Source organism: Vibrio tarriae (genome assembly GCF_002216685.1).
Lineage (GTDB): Bacteria > Pseudomonadota > Gammaproteobacteria > Enterobacterales > Vibrionaceae > Vibrio > Vibrio tarriae.
Map to the genome: position 1 here is coordinate 607064 of NZ_CP022353.1, position 26425 is coordinate 633488.

Consider the following 26425-nt stretch of genomic DNA (forward strand, 5'->3'; position numbering starts at 1 on the left):
GCCTCGCACTGCGAGGCTTTTTTGATCGGCGTTGATTGCCTTTATCAGACTTTTTGTGTGAGCGCCTTGCCTTTACGTAGCTTTCGAACCCACATCCGACTAGGGTGTAACTGTTCGAGCAAATCTACGCCTAGTGGCATGGGGTCGCCACACATTTGCGAAGCGAGAAGTTCTGCCATCAGCGGCGCGCTACTTAAACCGCGTGAGCCAAGCCCGACCAACGCATAAAGTTGCGGATAGAGCGCGATGGGCTCGACTTCTTGCTGCTGGGCTAAATCGCGATATTGCTCGGTGATTTTCGAAAATTCGCCGACATTACCGACAAAAGGCAGATGATCGCGACTCACACAGCGCACGCCTTGGCGTGATTGATTGCCGCTGACATCCACTTCCAATGGCCACGTTTGCTCCGGCAAGCAGTGAATCAGTTTTTGCACATTTTCGCGTTGTGCTTGCGGATCAAAAGTCGCATCAAGGTGCTGGCGATCATAACTTGCCCCAATACAGTGATGCCCATTTTGTTGGCTAACGGGAGTCATGTAACCGTCGTAACAGAGCACGCTGTTGATTTTGCTCAGCGTCTCTGTGGTCGGAATATGGCTCACTTGGCCTTTCACTTTGCCAAGTGGTAACTCTGCGGTTTGTGGCAGGCTGTCAAATTGATGGCCACTGGCAATCACCACGCACTGATGTGACATGAGAGTGCCGCCACTGCGCAGTTGCCACAGCTGAGTCTCTGGCTGCCAAGTCAGGGCATCAATCGACGTGCCATAATGCGCGGTGAGCTTGCCCTGCTGCTCTAAAAGATGGATTAAGCCTTGAGTCAGCTCTGCAGGGCAGAGCCAGCCTCCGAGCGGATAATGCACACTGGCTTTATCCACTGGCACGCCGACTTGTTGGTTGGTTTGCTCTGCGGATAAACCATGCACTAATTGTGTTGGGAAATCCCCCTCAAGCATGCTCTTGAGTTTGTGCGTGGCTTTTTCATCCCACATTAATTGAGTCACGCCGCACCAATCGTGGTCAAAGTTTATCTGCTCCGCCGCTTGTTCAATCCATTGGCGGGCAAACAGAAAGGCAGGCGCAAACACTCGTGAAACTGCGTTGTGATCGCCACTGAGTAGCGGATAGACCGCACCTTGTCGGTTACCGGATGCGCCTTGCGCCGGTTTTTGATCTGCGCAATAAAGAGTTACTGCGATACCACGTTTGGCTAGTGTTGTCGCAAGGGTTGCACTGGCAACGCCACCACCAATAATTGCTACATCTCGTAGGTCGTGAGTGGCTTCAACACGAAATTCGGGCGTAATATTGGTGTACGGAACCTTCTCATTCAGACTGCCGGCAATCATTTCGCGCTTAGTGCCAAAGCCTTTGACCTTTTTCATCGCAAAACCCGCGTCAATCAAGCCACGGCGTACAAAGCCAGCCGAAGTAAAGGTAGCGCAGGTACAACCGTTTTTCGCAAGTTTGGCCATACCTGCAAATAGGTTTGGGTTCCACATTTCTGGGTTTTTGCTTGGGGCAAAACCATCGAGGAACCATGCATCCACTAAGCCTTGCTCTTGTGTTGCGACTTTCGGCAGGCAGTCTTTGATATCGCCAAACCAGAGATCGAGCGTGACGAGTCCATCATCCAACACAATCCGCTGACACTCTGGAATGGCTAACGGGTAGTGCTTATGCAGTTTTTGCGCGAATTGCGCCAGTTCCGGCCACGCTTGATGCGCTTGAATTAAATCGCTTTTACTGAGCGGGTATTTTTCAAAACTGATGAAATGCAGCTCTTTGAGTTTGGCATCGGGATTGGCTTCACGAAACGCGACAAACGCTTGCCACACCGCCAGAAAATTCAGGCCAGTACCGAAGCCGGTTTCTGCAATCACAAATCGTCTTTGGTCATCGTTGTGCCATCTTTGTGGGAGATGATTCTGCTCAAGGAACACATAGCGCGTCTCAGCCAGACCATTGACGTTAGAGAAATAAACATCGTCAAATTGATCAGAGACGGGGGTTCCTGCGTCGTTCCAGCCAAGCTGGGCGTGTGAAATGGATGACATAATGAACAAATTCTATGAAATCAGGCTGAATATGGCTCGAGATTGTACGAATTTATGGGAAAGCTGACCACTTCTGTTATCCTTCTTCGATATCATCTAGCCAAATTTACATAATAGGAATGTTACATGAAACGAGTCGTCATCACCGGTATGGGTATTATTTCGAGTATCGGTAACAACGTCGAAGAAGTTTTGGCCTCACTAAAAGCTGGCAAGTCAGGCATCACCGCCTCTGAACAGTTTAAAGAGCATGGTTTGCGTTCACAGGTTTGGGGCGATTTAAAAATCAACCCAGAAGAACATATCGATCGTAAGCAAATGCGCTTTATGGGTGATGCGGCTGCGTATGCATACCTATCTCTTGAACAAGCGATTGCTGATGCGGGTTTAACCCCTGAGCAAGTGTCGAACGACCGTACGGGTATCGTTGCTGGCTCTGGTGGCGCGTCTTCTGAAAACCAAGTTATCGCAGTCGATACTCAGCGTGAAAAAGGCGTCAAACGCGTGGGTCCTTATATGGTTCCTCGTACCATGTCTTCTACCGTTTCTGCGTGTTTGGCTACGCCATTTAAAATTCGCGGTGTGAACTACTCAATCAGCTCAGCTTGCGCGACTTCGGCACACTGTATTGGTAACGCGGTTGAGCTTATCCAACTGGGCAAGCAAGACATCGTGTTTGCCGGTGGTGGTGAAGAGCTGTACTGGTCACAAACCATGATGTTTGATGCGATGGGTGCACTATCCACCAAATACAACGAAACACCAGAAAAAGCATCGCGTACCTACGATGCCGATCGTGATGGTTTCGTGATCTCTGGCGGTGGCGGCATGGTGGTGGTTGAAGAGTTGGAACACGCTCTGGCGCGCGGCGCAAAAATTTACGGTGAAATCGTCGGTTACGGCGCGACTTCTGATGGCTACGACATGGTTGCTCCATCGGGTGAAGGCGCTATCCGTTGTATGAAGATGGCGATGCAAGGCGTGGATAAGATTGATTACATCAACACCCACGGCACATCAACTCCAGTCGGTGATGTGAAAGAACTGGGTGCAATCCAAGAAGTGTTTGGCGGCAATAGCCCAGCGATTTCTGCAACCAAAGCGATGACCGGTCACGCATTGGGCGCTGCGGGTGTGCATGAAGCCATTTATTCAACACTGATGCTGCACCACGGCTTTATCGCTCCAAGTATTAACATTGATACTTTGGATGAAGCGGCGCAAGGTCTGGATATTGTGACGGAACTGCGTGAGCAAGAGCTGACGACTGTGATGTCTAACAGCTTTGGTTTTGGTGGTACAAACGCAACTTTGGTTATCAAAAAATACCAAGGTTAAGCGCACCAGATCCAACACAGTTTCCAGAACAGATTAGTTTCGCTAATCGAACAGACGCAGACTCTGTCCCATGGAGAGCGGGATAGGATCCTTTTATTCTGGATGTTTGCCCGGCGGCTTAGGTCGTCGGGTATTTTTATTCTCGACAGCCTCCGTGCTTTTCTGCACAATGCCTGCAACTTTGATTGCCGCAAATTCCCACTATGAAAATTCTGATTGATGAGAACATGCCTTACGCTCAAGCGCTGTTTAGTCAGCTTGGCGAAGTGATCTTAAAACCCGGCCGTACCTTAACCGCCGATGATCTGATTGATATCGATGCCTTAATGATTCGCTCAGTCACCAAAGTCAATGAAGCTCTCCTTGCTAAAGCGAATCGCTTGAAGTTCGTGGGTACCGCGACCGCGGGTATGGACCATGTTGACCAAGCTCTGTTAAGAGAACGTGGCATCTTCTTCACGGCGGCTCCTGGCTGTAACAAAGTCGGTGTTGCGGAATACGTATTCAGCGTTCTCATGGTGCTTGCGCAGCAGCAAGGGTTCTCGGTTTTCGATAAAACGGTAGGCATCATTGGTGCTGGCCAAGTGGGTAGCTATCTTGCGAAGTGTCTTTCTGGCATTGGCATGAAAGTGCTGCTCAATGATCCGCCTAAGCAAGCGCAAGGTGATGAGCGAGAATTTACCGAGCTGGAAACCTTGCTTAAACAAGCGGATGTCATCACCCTGCATACGCCGATTACCCGCGGCGGTGAGTGGCCAACCCATCATCTGATTGATGCGGCAATTCTTGAGCAACTGCGCAGTGACCAGATTTTAATTAATGCGGCGCGTGGCCCTGTAGTGGATAACGCGGCGCTGAAAGCGCGTTTACAACAAGGCGATGGTTTTACCGCCGTGTTAGACGTGTTTGAGTTTGAACCGCAAGTGGATATGGAATTGCTACCGCTGCTCGCATTTGCCACTCCGCATATTGCTGGTTATGGCCTTGAAGGTAAGGCGCGCGGTACCACCATGATTTTTAACAGCTATTGCGAGTTTCTTGGCAGTGCACACTGTGCAAACCCAGCAAGCTTGTTACCCAAAGCGCCTGTGCCCAAAGTTTATCTAGAGCGAACATGGGACGAGGAAACACTGCGTACGCTAACTCAAATTATTTATGATGTGCGTAAAGATGACGCACAGTTTCGCCGCGAGATTCACCAACCCGGAGCGTTTGACTTAATGCGCAAACACTATTGGGATAGACGTGAATACAGCGCGGTGACTCTAGCTGGAGGCGCTGATTGCCATTTGGCTCCTTTGGCTAAACTCGGTTTTCAAGTAGAGGTATGTGATGAGCCAACAATTTAATGTTGCCATTTTTGGCGCAACCGGCGCTGTAGGCGAAACCATGTTGGAAGTACTGCAGGAGCGTGAGTTTCCTGTGGATGAACTTTTCCTGCTGGCCAGTGAGCGCAGTGAGGGAAAAACCTATCGCTTCAACGGTAAAACCGTGCGTGTGCAAAATGTCGAAGAGTTTGACTGGTCGCAAGTGCATATTGCGCTGTTTTCTGCCGGTGGTGAGCTTTCTGCCAAGTGGGCTCCGATTGCCGCAGAAGCGGGTGTCGTGGTGATCGACAACACTTCACACTTCCGTTACGACTACGATATTCCTCTTGTAGTACCTGAAGTGAACCCAGAGGCGATTGCCGAATTTCGTAACCGCAATATTATTGCTAACCCAAACTGCTCAACCATTCAGATGCTTGTCGCGCTAAAGCCGATTTACGATGCGGTGGGGATTGAACGTATTAACGTGACGACTTACCAATCTGTCTCAGGTGCTGGGAAAGCTGGGATTGATGAGTTAGCAGGACAAACCGCTAAACTGCTCAATGGCTATCCAGCGGAAACGAATACTTTTAGCCAGCAGATCGCGTTTAACTGTATTCCACAAATCGATCAGTTTATGGACAACGGTTATACCAAAGAAGAGATGAAGATGGTGTGGGAAACCCAGAAAATCTTCAATGATCCTTCGATCATGGTCAACCCAACGTGCGTACGTGTACCGGTATTCTACGGTCATGCGGAAGCCGTACACGTGGAAACTCGCGCGCCAATTGATGCTGAGCAAGTGATGGATATGCTAGAGCAAACCGATGGTATTGAGCTGTTCCGCGGTGCGGATTTTCCAACTCAAGTGCGTGATGCCGGCGGTAAAGACCATGTGTTGGTTGGGCGTGTACGAAATGACATTAGCCACCATAGTGGAATCAACTTGTGGGTAGTGGCGGATAATGTGCGTAAAGGTGCTGCCACCAATGCGGTGCAAATTGCAGAGCTGCTCGTACGCGATTACTTCTAACTAAGCTTTTCATTAAGTTATAAAAAAACCCACCATTCGGTGGGTTTTTACTATCTGGTTCGGTTTACAGAGCGTAAAGCCTATGGTTATTTCTTCGGCTTGTGAGCGTTAGGATTGTCTTTGCAGCTACCATCACTGCCACATTTGCCATACAAATAGAGGCTGTGGTTAGTCAGTTGCACATTGTATTTCGCCGCGATCTCTTTTTGACGCTGTTCAATCACATCGTCAGAAAACTCGATGACTTCGCCACAATCTAAACAGACTAGGTGGTCATGGTGATGCTGAGTTGAAAGCTCAAATACTGACTTGCCGCCTTCAAAATGGTGACGAGTCACGATACCAGCATCATCAAATTGGTTGAGAACACGGTACACTGTGGCAAGACCAATCTCTTCGCCGAGATCAATCAACTTTTTGTACAGCTCTTCAGCACTAATATGTTGGCACTCTGGCTGTTGTAAAACTTCTAAAATCTTAAGCCGTGGGAGGGTAACTTTAAGACCAGCATCCTTTAGCGCTTGGTTATTGTCTGACATATACTTTCCTGTTGATGTTCTGCAGTGATACATCCGTTCTACATGAAATGGCAATCGTATTGGCTGCGTTGTCAAACCCACCTCAACCGTTGCTGTAGTGGGGATCACTCACTTGCCGTCTACCTGCATCTCAATTCGTTTGGGTATAACAGAAGTCAATGTTGCTTTGCATTATAGGTGAGTCACCGCGAACAATAAACCACGAACTTCAAGAGGTTAATGGGAAACCTGCAAAGTCGAGGTAAATCACTGAACAAAGTGCTCTTACCAGTTACAATAATTTAACAACGATAGCATCATTATTAGGCAGCAACCATGATGCATTGATTACTGCTGCCTTACACGAAGTCTAGGGCACTCAGGGTATGAATAAAACACTCTCTAAGCTTTATCAACCGAATATTGTGAAGTGGGCACTAAACTCTTGGCCTCCATTTTGGGGCGCTGGGATCCATATCGAATCGATCAGTGCGGATTTTCGCGAAGTTCGCATCCGCTTGAAATTGCGCTGGTGGAATAAAAACGCCAACCGGACTCAATACGGCGGCAGCATTTTCTCACTGACGGATCCCGTTTATGCCTTGATGCTGATGGGCATATTGGGGCAGCGTTATTACGTATGGGACAAAGAAGCGAGCATTAACTTCATTAAACCGGGTGATACGGATCTCTTCGCCGAATTTCGTATCACCCAAGAGATGTTGGATTGGATCTTAGCGTCCACAGCGGAAGGCGATAAATGCTTCCCTGAATTTATTGTGCACGTCAAAAACGCTCGTGGCGAAGTGGTTTCGGAGGTGCAGCGCAAGCTTTATGTGCGTAAAAAACCGCAATACCGCGAAAGTGTCAGCGAGTGTATTGAGTAACCGTCATCGGTTTTGGCGTCGGCACAACGCAATCCAAGCTTCGGCTGTTTTTGAAACATAACGTTCGCGATGCCAAACCACGCCCAAACGCCAGTCTATAGCCGGTGTGATGGGGTAGATTAATACGCCATCCCCTTGAATCCTTTGACAAAGCGGAGCTGGAAGAAAGCACACGCCAACCCCGCTTTTGACTAATGCCACCAAAAAATCCCACTGACTGCTGCGCGCGGCGACTTGTGGTGTATAGCCCGCCGCTTGGCAGCAGGTATGAATGTGGTCACTTAGAGTAAATTCATGGGTAAACAGATAGAAAGGCTCTTGGCTGATCTGCGCCCAAGTGAGTGTGGTGAGTGCTCGCCAGCGAGGAATATCGGGGACTACGGCAAAAATAGGGTAGTGATCGAGGGCAACCGTATTGAGATCGGGATGCTGATTAGGGGAAAGCATGGTCACCGCCACATCAATATCACCGTCTAATATCGCTTGTTCTATCTTACGTCCGCCATACTCCACCACCGTTAATTCGACGTTAGGGTACGTCTGACGATATTGACGAAATAACCGTGCGTAAACATGCCCTACCATGGGCGGGATGCCTAAACGCAAATGGCCGCGCTGCAGTTGGTTTAAATCCGTGAGTTCTGCTTCCAGTTGCTGCATTTGGGTTAAGATCTGCTGTGCTCTTTGATAGACAATCTCTCCAGCTTCAGTCAGCCAGAAGCGTCGTCCTTCACGATGTAGAAGGGGCTGTTCTAACTCCTGCTCCAAATTACGGATCATCTTGCTGATGGTTGGCTGAGTCACAAACAGGCGCTCAGAGGCTTTGGTAAAACTCTGCTGGTTAACCAGTTCAACGAAGTAGCGTAGGGCGCGGATATCCATCAAAAGTCTCTTTGTATGCCTAAATGGCATGAATTAAATAAATTTAAGTCATTTTATGCTGGTAATCGCCCGGAATACAATGAGACCCAGTTCCCATTTTATCTAGGCAACCTTAATGCAAAACGTTACGCGTACTTTTCAGTTCAAGCATAGCCTACTGATTGTCGTTCAAGTGGCGGCACTTTCACTGATTTGGTTTTTCTCCGATTGGTTGGTCAATCAGTTTCACCTGCCGTTACCCGCCAATTTAACGGGAATGCTGATTTTGTTGTTACTGGTCATGCTCAAAGTGGTAAATGTCGAGTGGTTTCGGCGCGGGGCGAGCTGGTTGCTGGCTGAAATGTTGCTGTTTTTTGTTCCGGCTGTCGTGGCGGTGGTGAATTACCAAGACTTAATGCGCCAAGAGGGGATTAAAATTGCTGTGGTTTTAGTGGCCAGCACCATCTTAGTGATCGCATCGACGGCTTGGGTCGTCGATAAAATGCATCGAGTTGAGCTGGTTTTAGCGAGACGTAAACGTCGCCAGATAGCGCTGGCGCGCAGTGTGGAGAAGTAGAACATATGTCGACTTCATTACTCAGCCTTTTCTGTTTTCTGCTCACGTTACTGTTTTACTATGCGAGTAAATTTCTTTATCGACGTAAACGCAGTTTGTTGCTGATGCCGCTGTTACTCGCGCCATTGCTGCTCGTCATCGTGGTGATGATGTTTCATATCCCTTATCAAGCTTACATGGCTGATGCCCATTGGCTATTGTGGTTACTTGGTCCTGCAACCGTCGCTTTTGCCGTTCCGGTTTACGATAACCGGGCGTTATTGCGTCAGCACTGGTTATCCTTATCCGTTGGTGTCGTGGTATCGGTGCTGGTGGCTATTTCAAGTACGGTGTTGTTGGCGCGTTGGCTCAACCTTCCTGAATTGCTGCAACGCAGCCTTGCCATGCGTTCTATTACCACCCCTTTTGCGGTAGAAGCGACGAAATCGATTGGTGGACAAAGTGATCTGACCGCGCTGTTTGTGGTACTGACAGGGGTAATTGGCATGGCCGTTGGTGAGATAATCCTCACCGTGCTTTCTATTCGTTCTCGCTTAGGGAAAGGAGCAAGTTTAGGGGCTTCAGCTCATGGTGCCGGCACGGCTAAAGCCTATCAAATCGGTAATTCAGAGGGCGTGGTGTCCAGCGTAGTGATGATGTTGGCGGGCATGGTAACTGTGGTGATGGCTCCTTGGATTGGGCGCTGGTTTTGGTGATAGGCAGAGATTGAAACTCCCCTAATAAAAAATCCCCTGCTGGGCAGGGGATTTTTTATTTTGACTCTGCAAATTAGTCTTCAAGTTCAGCGAGACACATCTCTTCATAAACTTGGTTAACCCATTTGGTCACGCGTTGCTCAGTTAGCTCTGGCTGGCGATCTTCATCGATACACAGACCGACGAAGTGATTTTCATCCACTAGGGCTTTAGAAGCTTCAAATTCGTAACCTTCGGTTGGCCAGTGGCCGACAATGGTTGCGCCTTTCGCTTGAATGATGTCACGTACGGTGCCCATCGCATCACAGAAGTACTCTGCGTAATCTTCTTGGTCACCACAACCAAAAATGGCAACAAGCTTAGTTGAAAAATCAATGGCTTCTAGCTCAGGGAAAAAGTCGTCCCAGTCGCACTGTGCTTCACCGTAGTACCAAGTCGGGATACCCAGCAACAGCAGGTCGAAGTTATTGATGTCTTCTTTGCTGCTTTTGGCAATATCTTGTACGTGAACCAGTTTTTTACCGAGTTGTTTTTGAATCATCTTTGCAATAGCTTCGGTGTTGCCGGTGTCGCTGCCAAAGAAGATACCTACACTTGCCATAGAATCATTACCTTTAGAATGTTAAAGAGTCGCGAAGCCTTGCGGAGCTTAACCTAGTCCACTGCCTTCCCAAGTCAATTGAATTATGCCTTTGGCGACAAAGCCTGCGCACCCTAAAAAGAGAACCAACCACACAATACGACGCCCGAAAGGGGGAACATTACCTTGTTTCAATACATCTTTAATGGCCATGCCGATCAAGAAGAAGATTGAGGCAAACAGCAGATCGAGTCCTACAGACTCCAACATGTTCATGTAGTCGTAAAGCATGATATTCCTTTATGCCAAATTGCTTGCGCGCACTATACCACTGTTATCTGACAAAGTTAATGCGCGTAGTGTTTCTCAATTCACACTTGATTGCCTTAAACAGGCACATCAATAAATTTACGGATTGCACGTAAAACTTCAGCGGGTTTTTCCGCGTGCAGCCAGTGTCCCGTGTTTGCGATCACATGAGCTTTGGCTTGGCTAAACTGGGCTTGCACCATGGGCTGATGTTGTGTGGTCAGATAATCCGAATCTGCCCCTTTAATAAATAAGGTTGGAATCCGGCATTTGGCGATAATATCCCAGCCTAAAATCTCTGCATAATGTGCTTTGAGTGCCGCAACATTGAAGCGCCATGTCATCACGTTCTGTTCCGACATTAAAGATTTGCCGAGAAATTGTCTAACACCTTCTTGCTCAATATGTTGCGCTAAAATTGCCATCACTTCACTGCGTGAGGTGGGCTTTTGCGCTAACACCGCTTCGAGTCCAGCAAAGACATTGTCGTGACGCCGTTGGTTATACGCGACAGGTGACATGTCCAGCACCACTAATTGACGGATTTTTTCTGCGGCAATATCGGCTAATTTCATGGCCACTTTACCCCCCATCGAGTGACCGATCACCACTACCGAAGTGAGGTTGAGGTGTTCAAGCAACTGGTTTACGTCTTGTGCCATCAACGCGTAATTGTGCTCATCACGGTGGAAGGATAGCCCGTGGTTACGCAGATCCAAGCTCAGTACTTGGTGATCGTTTTTCAGATCGCGCGCAAGCAAGCCAAGATTATCCAAGCTACCAAATAAGCCATGGATCAAAACAACGGTCTCACCGCTGCCTTCAAGTTTGTAGTTAAGAAGTGCTGACATTTTATCTTATTAGTGATTGGTTTAACGTAGAGTCTCAGTCAAGATCTCGCTATAATCCCCGAAAGTTTAAACATAGAGATTGTGAAAAGCGAATGAAAACAATTGAGGTTGATGAGGATCTATACCGTTACATTGCGAGTCAGACTTTGCATATTGGTGAAAGTGCCTCCGATATTTTGCGTCGTCTTCTCAATGTAGATGGTGAATTAGCCACTGCTGCGCCTGCTGCTGAGCCGAAAGGGATAGTTGTAAGCAAAGATGCCGCTTTCGATACCAAAATTGATGGTGTTAAAGCGATGCGTTCACTGCTGATTTCCGATGAATTTGCCGGGCTAAAAAATGCGATCGATCGCTTCATGCTGATTCTGTCTACTCTTCATCGCATCGACTCTGCGAGCTTTTCTGAAGCGACTATGGTCAAAGGTCGCAAGCGCGTTTACTTTGCTGATAACGAACAGACGTTGCTTGCCAGCGGGCAAACAACCAAACCTAAGGCGATCCCAAATACGCCGTTTTGGGTGATCACCAACAACAACACTAGCCGCAAGCAACAGATGGTTGAACAGGTGATGGTGCGCATGGGCTTCCCAAGCGACATTATTGAGAAAGTTACCCATTCCATTTGATTTTTGCTGATTACAGCCCAAAATTCTGATTCAAGCCTCATAATGCGTAGTGCTACACCGCTATTATGAGGTTTTATTTTATGTGAAATTTAAAGAAAGGATGTCACTATGGCTATGCACCCTCGTGCTGGACAAAAGGCGCGACAAGAGGATCTCCATAATATCCCTGCGCTAGTTGCAAATTACTACCTACTCCAGCCTGAAGCTGGTAATACGGCGCATAAAGTTGAATTTGGTACATCGGGACACCGAGGTACGGCCGATAAAACCACCTTTAATGAGCATCATATTCTTGCGATTGCGCAAGCGGTAGCGGATGTGCGCCATGAGCATGGTGTGACTGGCCCAATCTTTATTGGCAAAGATACTCATGCGCTGTCTGAACCTGCATTCAGTAGTGTTCTGGAAGTGTTGATTGCCAATGGCATTGAAGTGATTGTGCAAGAAAACAACGGCTACACTCCCACCCCAGGTATTTCACACGCCATTTTAAGGTACAACCTGAAGCATACAGATAAAGCGGACGGCATTGTGATTACCCCTTCGCACAACCCGCCACAAGATGGTGGCATCAAATACAACCCACCACACGGTGGTCCTGCAGAAGGTGAGCTAACCCAAGCGATTGAAGATCGTGCCAATGCTTACATCAGTCAGCAGCTTGCTGGTGTAAAACGCATGCCGATTGCGTTGGCTAAACAATCCGAGTTGCTCAAGCAAGTCGATTTGGTTAAGCCTTACGTTGATGATCTGGTCAATGTGGTTGATATGGCGACGATCCAAAAGGCCAAGCTCAAAATTGGGGTTGATCCTCTGGGTGGCAGTGGCATTGATTACTGGCGTCAAATTGGCAACGCTTACCAACTCGATTTAACGCTGGTCAGCGAAGCCATTGATCCAAGCTTCCAATTCATGTCATTAGATAAAGATGGCGTGATCCGTATGGATTGCTCTTCCCCATATGCCATGGCGGGTTTGCTGGCCCTGAAAGATGAATACGACTTGGCTTTTGGTAACGATCCTGATTATGACCGTCACGGTATTGTGACCCCTAAAGGCTTGATGAATCCGAATCACTTCCTCGCGGTGTGCATTGATTATCTGTACCGTCATCGTCAAGGTTGGGCGGGCCATGTTGCCGTCGGTAAAACGCTGGTTTCCAGTGCGATGATTGATAAAGTGGTTGCCGATCTTGGTCGTGAGCTGTGTGAAGTTCCAGTGGGCTTCAAATGGTTTGTTGATGGACTCTACTCTGGTCGCTTTGGTTTTGGCGGTGAAGAGAGTGCGGGGGCTTCTTTCCTGCGTCAAGACGGCACTCCTTGGTCTACCGACAAAGACGGGATCATTTTGTGCTTACTGGCAGCGGAAATTACCGCTGTGACCGGCAAAAATCCGCAACAGTATTATGATGAATTGGCAGCTAAACACGGTGATTCTTATTACAGCCGTATTCAAGCCGTGGCGAATGGTCCACAGAAGAATGTGCTAAAGAAACTGTCTCCTGAAATGGTGTCGGCTCAAACGCTAGCGGGAGATGCAATTACGGCTCGCTTGACTCATGCTCCGGGTAATGGCGCAGCCATTGGCGGCCTCAAAGTGACTACGGATTATGGTTGGTTTGCCGCTCGTCCATCTGGCACAGAAGATATCTATAAGATTTATTGTGAGAGCTTCAAAGGGGCTGAGCACTTAAAACAAATTGAATCTGAAGCGCAGCAGATCGTAAACCAAGTGTTTAAAGACGCGGGTTTATAATGTGATGAAATGAATCAGGGGCGATGAAATCGCCCCTTTTTTATGTCTCTTAACGCTGTGGCCACTGGTTTGGCACAATAAACCAGAATTTCCCAGATTCAGATTGGCAATGCACAAACCCATCTGCGTGTTCTGTATAGGGTTCAGAGTCTGCTTTCCGTCCCGTCAACCAATCTGACTTTTCAAGCTGATATAAAGGTTCATCGATTAAGTGCTGCTCACTCTGGAAACACCAATAGCCTTGAATCTGGCTAGTATTGAGCGGGTAGCCAAGGCAATCGGTCGGGATTGGCTCATCAGAAAATGGATTGGTATAAAGACGACCCTGCATTAATAAATGTTGTGATGCACCAGCCCAGAGTGGATGTTGTTCAATAAAAAGCGGATGTTGTGATAGCGGCAGTTGGTGGTTGAGCATATGGTCAAGTTTGATATCCAAACGATCTTCGGCATTAGGGCCGTACCAATATCCTTGGTGGAGCAGATAAAATTTGACTGCCACTTCCCAATGTTCATAGTGTTCAGTTTTACGGTTTTTAGCTAAAAAATCCAATGAACCGACGGTTTTCCCTTCATTAACGAGCTGAATTTCTTCTGAAACCGCATTGTAAAATGGCGTTTCGGTGAATAATTGAGCACAAAGATGTTGATAGAGAAAGCCTAATCGTGGATTGCCCTGATAGTCTGGCCACTGCTCTCGAGTTGTTTTGCTAAATGGCGCTTTGCTGACCAAAGGCGCTTTGGCTTGAAATAGGGCAGGGGTGCGAATCACCCAATCCATTAAGTGTTTTAACTCCATCTGATCACCACCATTTTTTGACATATTTCGACATTCTAGCCTGAAATTGTTATAACCACGCCACCTCTGTTGCTCAATGGATTACAAGATGAACAATTTACAGCTAGAAGCGTTGCTAAATGAGACATTGTCCCCACAGTTAATTAAAGATTATTGTCCTAATGGTTTACAAGTCGAAGGCAAAGCGGAGGTCAAACGAATTGTCACCGGTGTGACCGCGAGTTTAGCGCTGATTGACGCTGCGATTGAGCTCAAAGCCGATGCATTATTGGTGCATCACGGTTATTTTTGGAAAAATGAACCCGAGGCCATTCGAGGTATGAAAGGTCGCCGGATACGTACGCTTATCCAAAATGATCTTAATCTGTATGCCTACCATCTGCCTTTGGATATTCATCCACAGTTGGGCAACAATGCTCAGCTTGCGCAGCGACTCGGGATTTGCGTTGATGGTGGGTTGGAAGGGCATCCTCAATCAGTTGCGATGTTTGGGCACTTTTTACAACCGTTAACCGGAGAAGAATTAGCTCATCGGATTGGCCAAGTCCTGAATCGTACACCTTTGCATATTGCTCCCGATCAAGCCGATAAGCTGATTGAAACTGTCGGTTGGTGTACGGGTGGTGGGCAAGACTATATTGAACTCGCGGCTAGCCGAGGTTTAGATGCCTTTATTTCTGGAGAAATCTCGGAGCGGACAACCTATACGGCACGCGAACAGTCGATCCATTACTTTTCCGCAGGTCACCATGCTACCGAGCGCTACGGAATTAAAGCACTAGGGGAATGGCTCGCGGAAAATCACGGCTTTGATGTGACCTTCATTGATATTGATAATCCAGTTTAGAACAATAAAAAAGAGCGAGAAAATCTCGCTCTTTTGCTTTTGAATCAATGATTAACTGCGTTCATGCAAGGGTGTGAAATCGCGCAGTTTTTGACCTGTGTACAACTGACGTGGACGACCGATACGGTTGTCCGGATCGCTGTGCATTTCATTCCAGTGAGCAATCCAACCGATAGTACGAGACATCGCGAAGATCACCGTGAACATAGAAACAGGAATACCAATGGCTTTCAGAATGATGCCTGAGTAGAAATCGACGTTAGGATAGAGTTTCTTCTCAATAAAGTACTCATCAGACAGCGCAATGCGCTCAAGCTCCATCGCGACATCGAGCAGTGGATCTTGAATGCTTAGCTCTTTAAGTACTTCATGACACGCTTCACGCATTACCGTGGCACGTGGGTCGTAGTTTTTGTACACGCGGTGACCAAAGCCCATTAGACGGAATGGGTCATCTTTGTCTTTTGCACGTCTTACGTATTCAGGAATCTTATCAACAGAGCCGATCTCTTCAAGCATACGTAAACAAGCTTCGTTTGCGCCACCATGTGCAGGACCCCAAAGAGAAGCGATACCTGCTGCGATACACGCAAATGGGTTAGCGCCCGATGAACCTGCCAGACGTACCGTCGATGTCGATGCATTTTGTTCATGATCCGCATGCAGAGTGAAAATCTTATCCATGGCACGAGCCACGATAGGATTCACTTCATACTCCTCACAAGGTGTGGCAAACATCATGTGCAGGAAGTTTTCTGCATAACTCAAATCGTTACGTGGGTAGATAAACGGTTGACCAACCGAGTATTTGTAACACATCGCAGCCAAGGTCGGCATTTTGGAAAGCAGACGATAAGCCGCAATTTCTCGGTGGGTGTCGTTATTGATATCGAGTGAATCGTGATAGAAAGCAGCTAACGCACCCACCACACCACACATCACAGCCATCGGGTGAGCATCACGGCGGAAACCGTGGAAAAAGCTCGCGATCTGTTCATGAACCATAGTGTGACGAGTAACGATTTTCTTGAACTCTTCATATTGCTTACGATTAGGGGCTTCACCGTAAAGAAGGATGTAACACACTTCCAAGTAATCAGCGTTATTGGCTAACTGATCGATAGGATAGCCGCGGTGCAACAGAATGCCCTTAGCGCCATCGATATAAGTAATTTGAGATTCACAGGATGCAGTGGCAAGAAAACCCGGGTCAAAAGTAAAGTAACCGTTTGAGCCTAAAGTACGAACGTCAATCACTTGTGGACCAAGCGATCCATCCATAATTGGCAATTCGATTGGCGCTTTACCTTCGATGTGAAGGGTCGCTTTCTTATCCGCCATAACCATCTCCTTTGTTTATTATTTAATCCGTCCAGGATGTTTTGTGTGTGATTCTTGTACGTCCGATCTTAATCAAAGTCAATGATTCTCCTCTGATGTGTGCACTCACTTTGATTTTTTATACGTATAAAGTTAAAAATCTGTTCTGTGTAGCAAAAATTGTTACAGCAATTGTATTAGAATGTTGCAGTCCGTATAGTGACACAGAAAATTCTGTGAGAGACCTTATAAATTCAAGGCTAGAAAGAAATTTAACTTATAGATTTTAGACTTGGGTGTAACATTTAAACTACAATTAAGTCGCCGATTTGGCGGTTGAAATGTTGAGTAAATGTTAAATTATGCGCATTTTCGACCAGAATTCATCCATAACTATAAATGCTCAATGGAGCTGAGTGAGCAAGCCCGTGAAAGAAAGAAAGTCAAGACCTGTTAATTTAGATTTGCAGACCATTCGCTTTCCGATCTCAGCAATCGCATCCATCCTCCACCGTGTGTCGGGGGTGATTACGTTTGTTGCGGTTGGGATTTTGCTTTGGTTGTTATCCCTCTCTCTCTCCTCACCTGTCGGATTTATGGAAGCGAGCAACATTGTTGACAGCTTTTTCGTGAAATTCGTGTTGTGGGGAATTCTAACTGCTCTGGCCTACCACATTGCTGGTGGGATTCGTCATTTATTGATGGATCTTGGTCACTTTGAAGAGCTGGAATCCGGTGCCGCGAGCGCCAAAGTAGCTTTTGCCGCTACGGTTGTATTGTCTCTACTGGCGGGGGTTCTGGTATGGTAAAGCATGTCTCTTCCTTTGGTCGTAATGGTGTTCACGATTACTTATTGATCCGCGCTTCAGCGATCATCTTAGTTTTGTACACTATTTATATCGTGAGTTTTTGCGCGTTCACGGACATCTCTTATGTCGCGTGGACTCAATTCTTTGGTAGTACGTTCACCAAAGTCTTCACAATGTTGGCATTAGTTTCAGTATTGATTCATGGCTGGATTGGCCTATGGCAAGTACTGACGGATTACATTAAGTGCTCCAAATTGCGAGCGGGGCTGCAACTTGTGGTCATCGCCGTTCTACTTGGATACTTCTTCTCTGGCCTATTTGTATTGTGGGGTGCCTAAGTGACTATTCCAGTTCGTTCTTTTGACGCCGTAGTAATCGGCGCAGGTGGTGCAGGCATGCGTGCTGCACTACAAATTTCTGAGCAAGGCCTAACTTGCGCACTGCTTTCAAAAGTTTTCCCAACTCGTTCTCATACGGTATCCGCTCAAGGCGGCATTACTGTGGCTTTGGGTAACTCACATAAAGATGATTGGCAGTGGCATATGTATGACACGGTAAAAGGTTCCGACTATATCGGCGACCAAAATGCCATCGAATACATGTGTAAAAACGGCCCGGAATCCGTGATTGAACTCGAGCGCATGGGGCTGCCTTTTTCTCGTTTTGAGAACGGCACGATTTATCAGCGTCCTTTTGGCGGTCAGTCAAAAGAGTTCGGTGGCGAACAAGCTGCTCGTACGGCAGCAGCAGCAGACCGTACTGGTCATGCTCTATTACACACGCTTTACCAACAAAACGTTAAACATAAAACCACCATTTTCTCGGAATGGTATGCGCTGGATCTGGTTAAAAACCAAGATGGTGCTGTGCTCGGTTGTACTGCAATCTGCATGGAAACAGGCGAAATTTGCTACTTCAAAGCCAAAGCAACAGTGCTTGCGACAGGCGGTGCAGGTCGTATTTACGCTTCAACCACCAACGCACACATTAACACAGGCGATGGTGTCGGTATGGCTTTGCGTGCTGGCGTACCAATGCAAGATATGGAAATGTGGCAATTCCACCCAACGGGTATCGCGGGTGCTGGTGTTCTGGTTACAGAAGGCTGTCGTGGCGAAGGCGGCTATCTACTGAATAAAGATGGTGAGCGTTTCATGGAACGTTATGCACCTAACGCTAAAGATCTAGCAGGTCGTGACGTGGTTGCACGTTCAATGATGATCGAAATCCGTGAAGGTCGTGGCTGTGACGGCCCTTGGGGTCCACACATCAAACTGAAACTGGATCACTTAGGTCGCGATGTATTGGAATCTCGCCTACCGGGTATCTGTGAACTATCACGTACCTTTGCTCACGTGGACCCAGTGAAAGAACCTATTCCTGTTATCCCAACCTGTCACTACATGATGGGTGGTGTACCAACGCAAGTGTCTGGTCAAGCGATCAAACAAGACAGCCATGGTAAAGATGTTGAAGTGCAAGGCTTGTTTGCTTGTGGTGAAATCGCTTCTGTATCAGTACATGGTGCCAACCGTTTAGGCGGCAACTCACTGCTAGATCTTGTCGTATTTGGCCGCGCAACGGGCCTACATCTTGGTGAAACCTTGCGTGCTCAAGCTGAGGCTCGCCCTGCGACTGCATCGGATATCGAAGCTTCGCTGGCTCGCACTATGCGTTGGGAAAACAGCAAAGGTGGCGAAGATCCTGTCGTGATTCGTAAAGATCTGCAGCGCTGCATGCAAAACAACTTCTCGGTATTCCGTGAAGGTAAGGCGATGGCTGAGGGGCTGGAAGAACTCAAAGTCATTCGCGAGCGTTTGAAAAATGCCCATCTGGCGGACAAATCAACCGAATTTAACACTCAACGTATTGAGTGTTTAGAGTTGGACAACCTGATGGAAACAGCATTTTCGACCGCAGTAGCAGCAAACTACCGTACTGAAAGCCGTGGCGCACATGCACGTTTTGACTATCCAGAGCGTGATGATGAGAACTGGTTGTGCCATTCAATCTACAATCCGGAAACGGAACAGATGAGTAAGCGTGAGGTTAACATGACTCCGATTTACCGTGACCCGTTCCCACCTAAAGTGCGTACATATTAAGGGAGGTACTCAATATGAAACTCAACTTCTCTTTATATCGCTATAATCCGGATGTCGATAACAAACCTTACATGAAAGACTATCTTCTTGAGGTAGAAGAAGGGTCTGACATGATGGTATTGGATGCTTTGATTCTGCTCAAAGAGCAAGATCCAAGTATTGCTTTTCGCCGCTCATGTCGCGAAGGTGTTTGTGGTTCTGACGGTCTGAATATGAATGGTAAGAATGGTCTGGCTTGTATCACGCCTTTGTCTGCGTTAAAAGGTGACAAAATTGTGATTCGTCCACTGCCAGGATTACCTGTTGTTCGTGACTTGATTGTCGACATGACTCAGTTTTACGATAACTATGCGAAAGTTAAGCCTTTCTTGATTGCAGATGATGCATTACCCCCTTCAAGAGAGAACTTGCAATCCCCAGAGGAACGGGCGCATTTGGATGGTCTGTACGAGTGTATTATGTGCGCTTGCTGTACCACTTCCTGTCCTTCATTCTGGTGGAATCCGGATAAATTTATCGGACCTGCAGGTTTGTTGGCTGCTTATCGTTGGTTGATTGATAGCCGTGATACCGCGACAGATGAACGCTTATCGAATCTTGATGATGCGTTTAGCGTTTTTCGTTGCCACGGCATCATGAACTGTGTCAGTGTTTGTCCGAAAGGATTAAACCCAACGAAAGCCATTGGACATATTAAGTCCATGTTGATCAATCGTTCAGTTTAAATTGAAAATTGCAGGCCTTCGGGCCTGCCTTTTATAGCTCGGCGATAAGACCGCAGCAAACGTGAAAACTACTGGTTAAGGGAAAAAAATGCACAACGGCGTGATGAAGGCATGGCTCGAGTCTTCACACTTGGCTGGCGCCAATGCAACTTACGTAGAAGATCTCTACGAACTGTATCTAAGTGATCCCGATCTGGTAAGTGAGGAGTGGAAACGTGTTTTTGATGGGTTGCCTGCGCACCCAACGAATGTGGTTGAACAACCGCACTCACGCGTCCGTGACTACTTCCGACGACTCGCTCAAGAGACTAAGCATTACAATGTCCAAGTTAGTGATCCTGAAGTCGATGCAAAACAAGTAAAAGTACTGCAGCTAATTAACGCATACCGTTTCCGCGGTCATGAAGCTGCCAAGCTTGACCCTCTCGGTTTATGGAACCGCCCTGAAGTGGCGGAGCTGAATCCCTCATTCCATAATTTGACCCAAGAAGATATGGAAGAGACCTTCAACGTGGGCTCCTTTGCGATTGGCAAAGACACGATGAAGCTGAAAGATATCTATCAATCCCTACAAAAAATCTACTGTGGCTCTGTCGGTGCAGAATACATGCACATCACCGACACTGAGCAGAAGCGTTGGATTCAACAGCGCCTCGAACCGGTTGTGGGTACCCCTGTATTCAGTAAAGAAGAAAAGCGTACTTTCCTTGAAGAGCTGACTGCAGCTGAAGGCTTAGAGCGCTATCTTGGTGCGAAATTCCCAGGCGCTAAGCGATTCTCTCTCGAAGGTGGGGATGCCTTAGTTCCTATGACCAAAGAGATGATCCGTCACGCGGGTGCCAGTGGCATGCGTGAAGTGGTGATTGGGATGGCGCACCGTGGTCGCTTGAACATGCTGGTCAACGTTCTGGGTAAAAAACCACAAGATCTGTTTGATGAGTTTGCCGGTAAACATGGCGAAGGCTGGGGCACAGGTGATGTGAAATATCACCAAGGTTTCTCCGCTGACTTTGCGACACCGGGCGGTGATGTTCACTTAGCACTGGCTTTCAACCCATCGCATCTTGAGATTGTGAACCCTGTTGTGATGGGCTCAGTGCGCGCGCGTCAAGACCGCCTAGGTGATGAAGATGGCAGTAAAGTGCTACCTATCACTATCCATGGTGACTCTGCGATTGCCGGACAAGGTGTGGTGGCTGAAACCTTCAACATGTCTCAAGCGCGTGGTTTCTGCGTCGGTGGTACAGTACGTATCGTGGTCAATAACCAAGTGGGCTTCACGACATCAAACCCACGCGATACTCGTTCAACCATGTACTGTACCGATATTGCCAAGATGGTACAGGCACCGATTTTCCACGTGAATTCAGACGATCCTGAAGCTGTAGCCTTTGTCACTCGTCTAGCGCTTGATTACCGTAATGAATTCAAACGCGATGTGGTCATTGATCTGGTGTGTTATCGCCGTCATGGTCATAACGAAGCGGATGAGCCAAACGCAACTCAGCCGTTGATGTACCAAAAAATCAAGAAGCATCCAACACCTCGCAAGCTATATGCAGATGTGTTAACTGAGCGTGGTGAGTGCGATCTTGAAACCGCGACACAACTGGTGAATGAATATCGCGATGCCTTAGATCACGGTGAAGTGGTGGTCAAAGAGTGGCGTCCAATGGCGATGCACTCTGTGGACTGGTCACCGTATTTAGGTCATGACTGGCATATTCCTTGGAATAGCGAATATGCGATCGAGCGATTGCAAGATCTTGGTCGTCGTGTTTGTCAATATCCGGAAAGCCATGTTCTGCATAGCCGTGTAGAAAAAATCTACCAAGATCGTCTCTCTATGATCTCTGGCGAGAAGATGCTGGATTGGGGTATGGCTGAAACGCTTGCGTATGCCACATTGCTTGATGATGGTAAGCGCATCCGTATCTCGGGTCAGGACTCTGGTCGTGGAACCTTCTTCCACCGTCACGCCGTTCTGCATAACCAAAACGATGCGAGTACTTATATTCCACTCTCACAGATCCATGCTGGCCAAGGCACGTTTGAAGTCTTTGACTCAGTATTGTCAGAAGAGGCGGTATTGGCGTTCGAATACGGCTATGCGACAGCGGAGCCTAGCGGTTTGACTTTGTGGGAAGCACAGTTTGGTGATTTTGCTAACGGTGCGCAGGTGGTTATTGACCAGTTCATCTCCTCTGGTGAACAGAAGTGGGGTCGTCTATGTGGCCTGACTATGCTGTTGCCACACGGTTATGAAGGTCAAGGCCCTGAGCACTCCTCTGCACGTTTAGAGCGTTACTTGCAGCTGTGTGCTGAGCAAAACATGCAGGTGGTTGTTCCGTCTACCCCTGCTCAGGTTTACCACATGATTCGTCGTCAAGTGGTTCGCCCAATGCGCCGCCCTCTGGTGGTAATGTCTCCTAAGTCGCTGCTGCGTCATCCACTGTGTGTCTCCAGTATGGAAGATTTAGCCCAAGGTACTTTCCAACCAGCGATTGGTGAAATCGATGCGCTGAATCCGGCGCAAGTCAAACGTGTTGTGTTCTGTTCGGGTAAGGTTTATTACGATCTTCTTGAACAGCGCCGTGCGAATGAACAGCAAGACGTGGCGATTGTTCGTATCGAACAGTTGTACCCATTCCCTCTGGAAGAAGTACAAGCGGCCATTGCAAATTACACCAATGTGGTGGATTACGTCTGGTGTCAGGAAGAACCGCAAAACCAAGGTGCTTGGTACAGTAGCCAACATAACTTCCGCGCTGCGATTCCAGCGGGTGCTGATCTGAAATATGCAGGTCGTCCCGCTTCGGCATCTCCTGCGGTCGGCTATATGTCGGTGCACATGAAACAACAAAAAGCGTTGATTGAAGACGCTCTGACCCTAGCGTAAGAACGAGAAGTATAAGGAAGATACCATTATGACCATTGAAATTCTGGTTCCAGATTTGCCTGAATCAGTTGCGGATGCCACGGTTGCGATGTGGCATAAAAAGCCGGGTGACATGGTTGCTCGCGATGAAGTGATCGTTGAAATTGAAACTGACAAAGTGGTGCTGGAAGTTCCAGCACCCGATGCAGGTGTTCTGGAAGCTATTTTGGAACAAGAAGGTGCGACAGTGCTTTCTAAACAACTGCTGGCACGTTTGAAGCCAGGCGCTGTAGCGGGTGAACCAACCCAAGACACTCCAGATGCTACTGAGCCATCACCAGATAAACGCCATAAAGCATCACTAACTGAAGAAAGCAATGATGCGCTAAGCCCTGCGGTTCGTCGCCTGCTTGCTGAACATAACTTGGAAGCAAGCCAAGTTAAAGGTTCTGGTGTGGGTGGTCGTATTACCCGCGAAGACATCGAAGCTCACTTAGCCGCGAACAAAGCCAAACCAGCTGCGAAAGCTGAAGCCCCTGTCGCAGCGCTGGCTCCTGTCGTCGGTCGCAGTGAAAAGCGCGTGCCAATGACACGTCTGCGTAAGCGTATCGCTGAGCGTCTGTTGGAAGCGAAAAATAACACGGCTATGCTGACGACGTTTAATGAAGTGAACATGAAACCTATCATGGACATGCGTAAGCAATACCAAGATGTGTTCGAAAAACGTCATGGTATCCGTCTGGGCTTTATGTCGTTCTACGTGAAAGCCGTCACTGAAGCGCTGAAGCGTTACCCAGAAGTGAACGCGTCTATCGATGGTGATGATCTGGTTTACCACAACTACTTTGATGTGAGCATTGCCGTATCAACCCCACGTGGTCTGGTTACTCCAGTACTGAAAAACTGCGATACCTTGAGTTTGGCGCAAATTGAAAAAGGCATCAAAGAGCTAGCAGAAAAAGGTCGTGACGGTAAATTGACCGTAGACGAACTGACTGGCGGTAACTTTACCATCACCAACGGTGGTGTGTTTGGTTCACTGATGTCAACGCCTATCATTAACCCGCCACAAGCGGCGATTCTGGGTATGCATAAGATCCAAGACCGCGCCATGGTGGTGGATGGCAAGATTGAAATCCTGCCAATGATGTATCTAGCGCTGTCTTATGACCACCGTTCAATCGATGGTCGTGAGTCGGTTGGTTTCCTAGTGACCGTTAAAGAGTTGCTAGAAGATCCAGCCCGTCTGCTGCTCGATGTTTAAACTGTCTATTGCTCAGATTTCTGAGTAATGGAGAAAAGGGTCGGACATGCTCAACGTCCGACCTGGCTTTGGCCAAAGATTGGCTACTCGCTCAAGAGTGACCCTACAAACGTAAAGTTCAGCTCAATGGACTCTATGGAAGAACAATAAACAAATGGAACAACACAATGAATTTGCATGAATATCAAGCTAAACAGCTGTTTGCAGAATTCGGTTTGCCTGTACCGGAAGGTTATGCTTGTGATACGCCACAAGAAGCGTTTGAAGCTGCAGGACGCATCAGCACAGCCAAGAAAGTCGTAAAATGCCAAGTTCACGCAGGTGGACGTGGTAAAGCAGGTGGCGTTGAACTGCATGACACTAAAGAAGGTGTAAAAGCGTTTGCACAAAAATGGCTAGGTAAGAACCTAGTAACTTATCAAACGGATGCAAATGGCCAACCGGTTTCAAAAATTTTGGTTGAAGAAGCATCAAATATCGCTAATGAGCTTTATCTTGGTGCGGTAGTTGACCGTTCTACACGTCGTATCGTTTTCATGGCATCGACTGAAGGTGGCGTGGAAATTGAGAAAGTGGCAGAAGAAACTCCAGAACTGATCCACAAAGCGGCAATTGATCCACTGGTTGGCCCACAAGCCTACCAAGGTCGTGAGTTGGCATTCAAACTAGGCTTGCAAGGTGATCAAATCAAACAGTTCGTGAAAATCTTCATGGGCCTGGGTGAAATGTTTGCTCAATATGATCTCGCACTGCTGGAAATCAACCCGCTGGTGATTACTGCAGAAGGTAACTTGCTGTGCCTTGATGGCAAAATCAACATCGACTCCAATGCGATGTACCGTCAACCCAAACTGCGTCAAATGCACGATGCTTCTCAAGAAGATGCGCGCGAAGCACACGCAGCAAAATGGGAACTGAACTACGTCGCGCTGGATGGCAACGTAGGTTGTATGGTTAACGGTGCTGGCCTTGCGATGGGTACGATGGACATTGTTAACTTGCACGGCGGAAAACCCGCAAACTTCCTTGATGTTGGTGGCGGCGCGACCAAAGAGCGTGTTGCAGAAGCCTTCAAAATCATCTTGTCTGATACCAATGTAAAAGCCGTACTGGTGAACATCTTTGGTGGCATTGTGCGCTGCGATATGATCGCGGAAGGTATTATTGGTGCGGTTAAGGAAGTCGGCGTAAGCGTTCCAGTGGTTGTGCGTCTGGAAGGTACAAACGCAGAACTTGGACGCAAAGTGCTGGCCGAATCAGGTCTAGATATTATTGCAGCTGTATCTTTGACAGACGCAGCACAAAAAGTAGTTGCCGCGGCGGAGGGCAAATAATGTCGATTCTTATCAATAAAGACACTAAAGTCATTTGTCAGGGTTTCACCGGGGGTCAAGGTACTTTCCACTCTGAACAGGCGATTGCTTATGGCACACAAATGGTCGGTGGTGTGTCGCCGGGTAAAGGCGGTACCACGCATCTAGGCTTGCCTGTGTTTAATACGGTTCGTGAAGCCGTTGAAGTGACTGGCGCAACTGCCACAGTCATCTACGTACCAGCACCATTCTGTAAAGATGCGATTCTGGAAGCGATCGATGCTGGCATCAAGCTTATCGTGACGATCACTGAAGGCATTCCTACCACTGACATGATTGATGTCAAAGTGAAACTGGAACAGACTGGCGTTCGTATGATTGGCCCTAACTGTCCAGGTGTTATCACACCGGATGAGTGTAAGATTGGCATCATGCCAGGACACATTCATAAGAAAGGTAAAGTGGGTATCGTTTCTCGCTCTGGTACTTTGACTTATGAAGCGGTTAAACAAACCACAGACGAAGGTTTCGGCCAGTCTACCTGTGTGGGCATCGGTGGCGACCCAATTCCGGGTTCAAACTTCATCGATATCCTGAAGATGTTCCAAGAAGATCCAGCGACAGAAGCGATTGTGATGATCGGTGAAATCGGTGGGACAGCGGAAGAAGAAGCAGCTGCTTTCATCAAAGCCAACGTCACAAAACCTGTCGTTTCTTATATCGCAGGTGTAACGGCTCCTCCGGGCAAACGCATGGGTCATGCTGGTGCGATCATCTCTGGTGGTAAAGGTACCGCTGAAGAGAAATTTGCAGCACTTGAATCTGCAGGCGTGAAGACAGTAAAAAGTCTTGCCGATATTGGCAAAGCGCTGCGTGAAGTGACTGGTTGGTAATCTACCGCGATTACTTACTCAGATAATAAAAAACCCCGAACACAGCTTCGGGGTTTCTTTTTACTAAAT

26 protein-coding genes are annotated in these 26425 nt (G+C 47.7%); 17 read left to right on the top strand and 9 right to left on the bottom strand.

The genetic code is table 11. The features are described 5' to 3' along the window. Positions 1–44: 44 nt before the first annotated feature. Entirely contained in the window at positions 45–2060 is a 2016-nt protein-coding gene (mnmC, locus tag CEQ48_RS08425) for a bifunctional tRNA (5-methylaminomethyl-2-thiouridine)(34)-methyltransferase MnmC2/FAD-dependent 5-carboxymethylaminomethyl-2-thiouridine(34) oxidoreductase MnmC1 (protein WP_198301239.1), read from the bottom strand. A gap of 126 nt (positions 2061–2186) precedes the next feature. Between mnmC and fabB the strand changes: the two genes are divergently transcribed. Continuing rightward, complete coding sequence (gene fabB / locus CEQ48_RS08430; RefSeq protein ID WP_000832701.1) at positions 2187–3398, top strand: beta-ketoacyl-ACP synthase I; 1212 nt, start codon at positions 2187–2189, stop codon at positions 3396–3398. Here the strand turns inward: fabB and CEQ48_RS20655 are convergent. Further along, complete coding sequence (locus CEQ48_RS20655; protein ID WP_488225827.1) at positions 3395–3640, bottom strand: DUF8336 domain-containing protein; 246 nt, start codon at positions 3638–3640, stop codon at positions 3395–3397. The genes fabB and CEQ48_RS20655 overlap by 4 nt on opposite strands. Here CEQ48_RS20655 and CEQ48_RS08435 point away from each other — a divergent pair. Next, positions 3602–4747 (top strand): 4-phosphoerythronate dehydrogenase, encoded by a 1146-nt coding sequence (locus CEQ48_RS08435; protein ID WP_198301240.1) that lies wholly within the window; start codon positions 3602–3604, stop codon positions 4745–4747. The two genes, CEQ48_RS20655 and CEQ48_RS08435, sit on opposite strands and share 39 nt — an antisense overlap. Further along, positions 4731–5744, top strand: a complete 1014-nt coding sequence (locus tag CEQ48_RS08440; protein WP_000082625.1) for an aspartate-semialdehyde dehydrogenase — start codon at positions 4731–4733, stop codon at positions 5742–5744. The genes CEQ48_RS08435 and CEQ48_RS08440 overlap by 17 nt, the downstream gene beginning before the upstream one ends. A gap of 86 nt (positions 5745–5830) precedes the next feature. Here CEQ48_RS08440 and fcrX read toward each other — a convergent pair whose 3' ends face one another. After that, on the bottom strand, positions 5831–6283 hold the full coding sequence (gene fcrX, locus CEQ48_RS08445; protein WP_001282826.1) for a ferric iron uptake transcriptional regulator FcrX: 453 nt from the start codon (positions 6281–6283) through the stop codon (positions 5831–5833). A 365-nt stretch (positions 6284–6648) separates the two neighbouring features. Here fcrX and CEQ48_RS08450 point away from each other — a divergent pair, with 365 nt between their 5' ends. Further along, complete coding sequence (locus CEQ48_RS08450) at positions 6649–7149, top strand: DUF4442 domain-containing protein (RefSeq protein ID WP_001044404.1); 501 nt, start codon at positions 6649–6651, stop codon at positions 7147–7149. Positions 7150–7152: 3 nt separating this feature from the next. Here the strand turns inward: CEQ48_RS08450 and CEQ48_RS08455 are convergent, their stop codons facing one another. Beyond that, complete coding sequence (locus CEQ48_RS08455; RefSeq protein ID WP_000354576.1) at positions 7153–8031, bottom strand: LysR family transcriptional regulator; 879 nt, start codon at positions 8029–8031, stop codon at positions 7153–7155. Between the two features lie 115 nt (positions 8032–8146). On the opposite strand from CEQ48_RS08455, the gene CEQ48_RS08460 reads away from it, so the two are divergent. Next, a complete protein-coding gene (locus CEQ48_RS08460; RefSeq protein WP_001181833.1) occupies positions 8147–8587 on the top strand; it encodes a CidA/LrgA family protein in 441 nt (146 codons plus the stop codon). Between the two features lie 5 nt (positions 8588–8592). After that, entirely contained in the window at positions 8593–9282 is a 690-nt protein-coding gene (locus CEQ48_RS08465; RefSeq protein ID WP_071177865.1) for an LrgB family protein, read from the top strand. A gap of 73 nt (positions 9283–9355) precedes the next feature. Here the strand turns inward: CEQ48_RS08465 and fldA are convergent, their stop codons facing one another. The 3 genes from fldA to CEQ48_RS08480 all read right to left on the bottom strand — a co-directional run bounded on the left by fldA (position 9356) and on the right by CEQ48_RS08480 (position 11022). Continuing rightward, the gene (gene fldA, locus CEQ48_RS08470) at positions 9356–9883 is read right to left on the bottom strand and encodes a flavodoxin FldA (protein WP_000179037.1); all 528 of its coding nucleotides are present in this window, start codon (positions 9881–9883) and stop codon (positions 9356–9358) included. Positions 9884–9931: 48 nt separating this feature from the next. Beyond that, the gene (locus CEQ48_RS08475) at positions 9932–10153 is read right to left on the bottom strand and encodes a DUF2788 domain-containing protein (protein ID WP_000965050.1); all 222 of its coding nucleotides are present in this window, start codon (positions 10151–10153) and stop codon (positions 9932–9934) included. Positions 10154–10248: 95 nt separating this feature from the next. Next, positions 10249–11022 carry an alpha/beta fold hydrolase gene (locus CEQ48_RS08480; protein WP_089070929.1) on the bottom strand — a complete coding sequence of 258 codons (774 nt, stop codon included), beginning with the start codon at positions 11020–11022 and terminating at the stop codon, positions 10249–10251. A 92-nt stretch (positions 11023–11114) separates the two neighbouring features. Here CEQ48_RS08480 and seqA point away from each other — a divergent pair, with 92 nt between their 5' ends. Both seqA and pgm read left to right on the top strand, forming a co-directional pair. After that, positions 11115–11648 carry a replication initiation negative regulator SeqA gene (seqA, locus tag CEQ48_RS08485; protein WP_000848402.1) on the top strand — a complete coding sequence of 178 codons (534 nt, stop codon included), beginning with the start codon at positions 11115–11117 and terminating at the stop codon, positions 11646–11648. Positions 11649–11756: 108 nt separating this feature from the next. After that, the gene (gene pgm / locus CEQ48_RS08490) at positions 11757–13403 is read left to right on the top strand and encodes a phosphoglucomutase (alpha-D-glucose-1,6-bisphosphate-dependent) (protein ID WP_089070930.1); all 1647 of its coding nucleotides are present in this window, start codon (positions 11757–11759) and stop codon (positions 13401–13403) included. A 49-nt stretch (positions 13404–13452) separates the two neighbouring features. Here the strand turns inward: pgm and CEQ48_RS08495 are convergent, their stop codons facing one another. Continuing rightward, a complete protein-coding gene (locus tag CEQ48_RS08495) occupies positions 13453–14226 on the bottom strand; it encodes a DUF1853 family protein (protein ID WP_089070931.1) in 774 nt (257 codons plus the stop codon). A 64-nt stretch (positions 14227–14290) separates the two neighbouring features. On the opposite strand from CEQ48_RS08495, the gene CEQ48_RS08500 reads away from it, so the two are divergent. Next, positions 14291–15049 (top strand): Nif3-like dinuclear metal center hexameric protein, encoded by a 759-nt coding sequence (locus CEQ48_RS08500; protein WP_198301241.1) that lies wholly within the window; start codon positions 14291–14293, stop codon positions 15047–15049. A gap of 51 nt (positions 15050–15100) precedes the next feature. Here the strand turns inward: CEQ48_RS08500 and CEQ48_RS08505 are convergent, their stop codons facing one another. Continuing rightward, positions 15101–16390, bottom strand: coding sequence for a citrate synthase (locus CEQ48_RS08505; RefSeq protein ID WP_000763930.1), 1290 nt, complete (start codon positions 16388–16390; stop codon positions 15101–15103). A 395-nt stretch (positions 16391–16785) separates the two neighbouring features. Here CEQ48_RS08505 and sdhC point away from each other — a divergent pair, with 395 nt between their 5' ends. The 8 genes from sdhC to sucD all read left to right on the top strand — a co-directional run bounded on the left by sdhC (position 16786) and on the right by sucD (position 26356). After that, the gene (sdhC, locus tag CEQ48_RS08510; protein ID WP_000043019.1) at positions 16786–17178 is read left to right on the top strand and encodes a succinate dehydrogenase cytochrome b556 subunit; all 393 of its coding nucleotides are present in this window, start codon (positions 16786–16788) and stop codon (positions 17176–17178) included. Continuing rightward, positions 17172–17516: a succinate dehydrogenase, hydrophobic membrane anchor protein gene (sdhD, locus tag CEQ48_RS08515; RefSeq protein WP_000238620.1), complete on the top strand. Its 345-nt coding sequence runs from the start codon at positions 17172–17174 to the stop codon at positions 17514–17516. Before sdhC ends, sdhD begins: the two co-directional genes overlap by 7 nt. Further along, on the top strand, positions 17517–19283 hold the full coding sequence (gene sdhA, locus CEQ48_RS08520; protein WP_089070933.1) for a succinate dehydrogenase flavoprotein subunit: 1767 nt from the start codon (positions 17517–17519) through the stop codon (positions 19281–19283). A gap of 14 nt (positions 19284–19297) precedes the next feature. Further along, on the top strand, positions 19298–20008 hold the full coding sequence (locus CEQ48_RS08525) for a succinate dehydrogenase iron-sulfur subunit (protein WP_089070934.1): 711 nt from the start codon (positions 19298–19300) through the stop codon (positions 20006–20008). An 88-nt stretch (positions 20009–20096) separates the two neighbouring features. Next, positions 20097–22907, top strand: coding sequence for a 2-oxoglutarate dehydrogenase E1 component (sucA, locus tag CEQ48_RS08530; RefSeq protein WP_089070935.1), 2811 nt, complete (start codon positions 20097–20099; stop codon positions 22905–22907). A 28-nt stretch (positions 22908–22935) separates the two neighbouring features. Then, positions 22936–24150: a 2-oxoglutarate dehydrogenase complex dihydrolipoyllysine-residue succinyltransferase gene (gene odhB / locus CEQ48_RS08535; RefSeq protein ID WP_089070936.1), complete on the top strand. Its 1215-nt coding sequence runs from the start codon at positions 22936–22938 to the stop codon at positions 24148–24150. Between the two features lie 167 nt (positions 24151–24317). Continuing rightward, complete coding sequence (sucC, locus tag CEQ48_RS08540; RefSeq protein WP_001048578.1) at positions 24318–25484, top strand: ADP-forming succinate--CoA ligase subunit beta; 1167 nt, start codon at positions 24318–24320, stop codon at positions 25482–25484. Further along, positions 25484–26356: a succinate--CoA ligase subunit alpha gene (gene sucD / locus CEQ48_RS08545; protein WP_000025475.1), complete on the top strand. Its 873-nt coding sequence runs from the start codon at positions 25484–25486 to the stop codon at positions 26354–26356. The genes sucC and sucD overlap by 1 nt, the downstream gene beginning before the upstream one ends. The last annotated feature ends 69 nt before the right edge of the window (positions 26357–26425 follow it).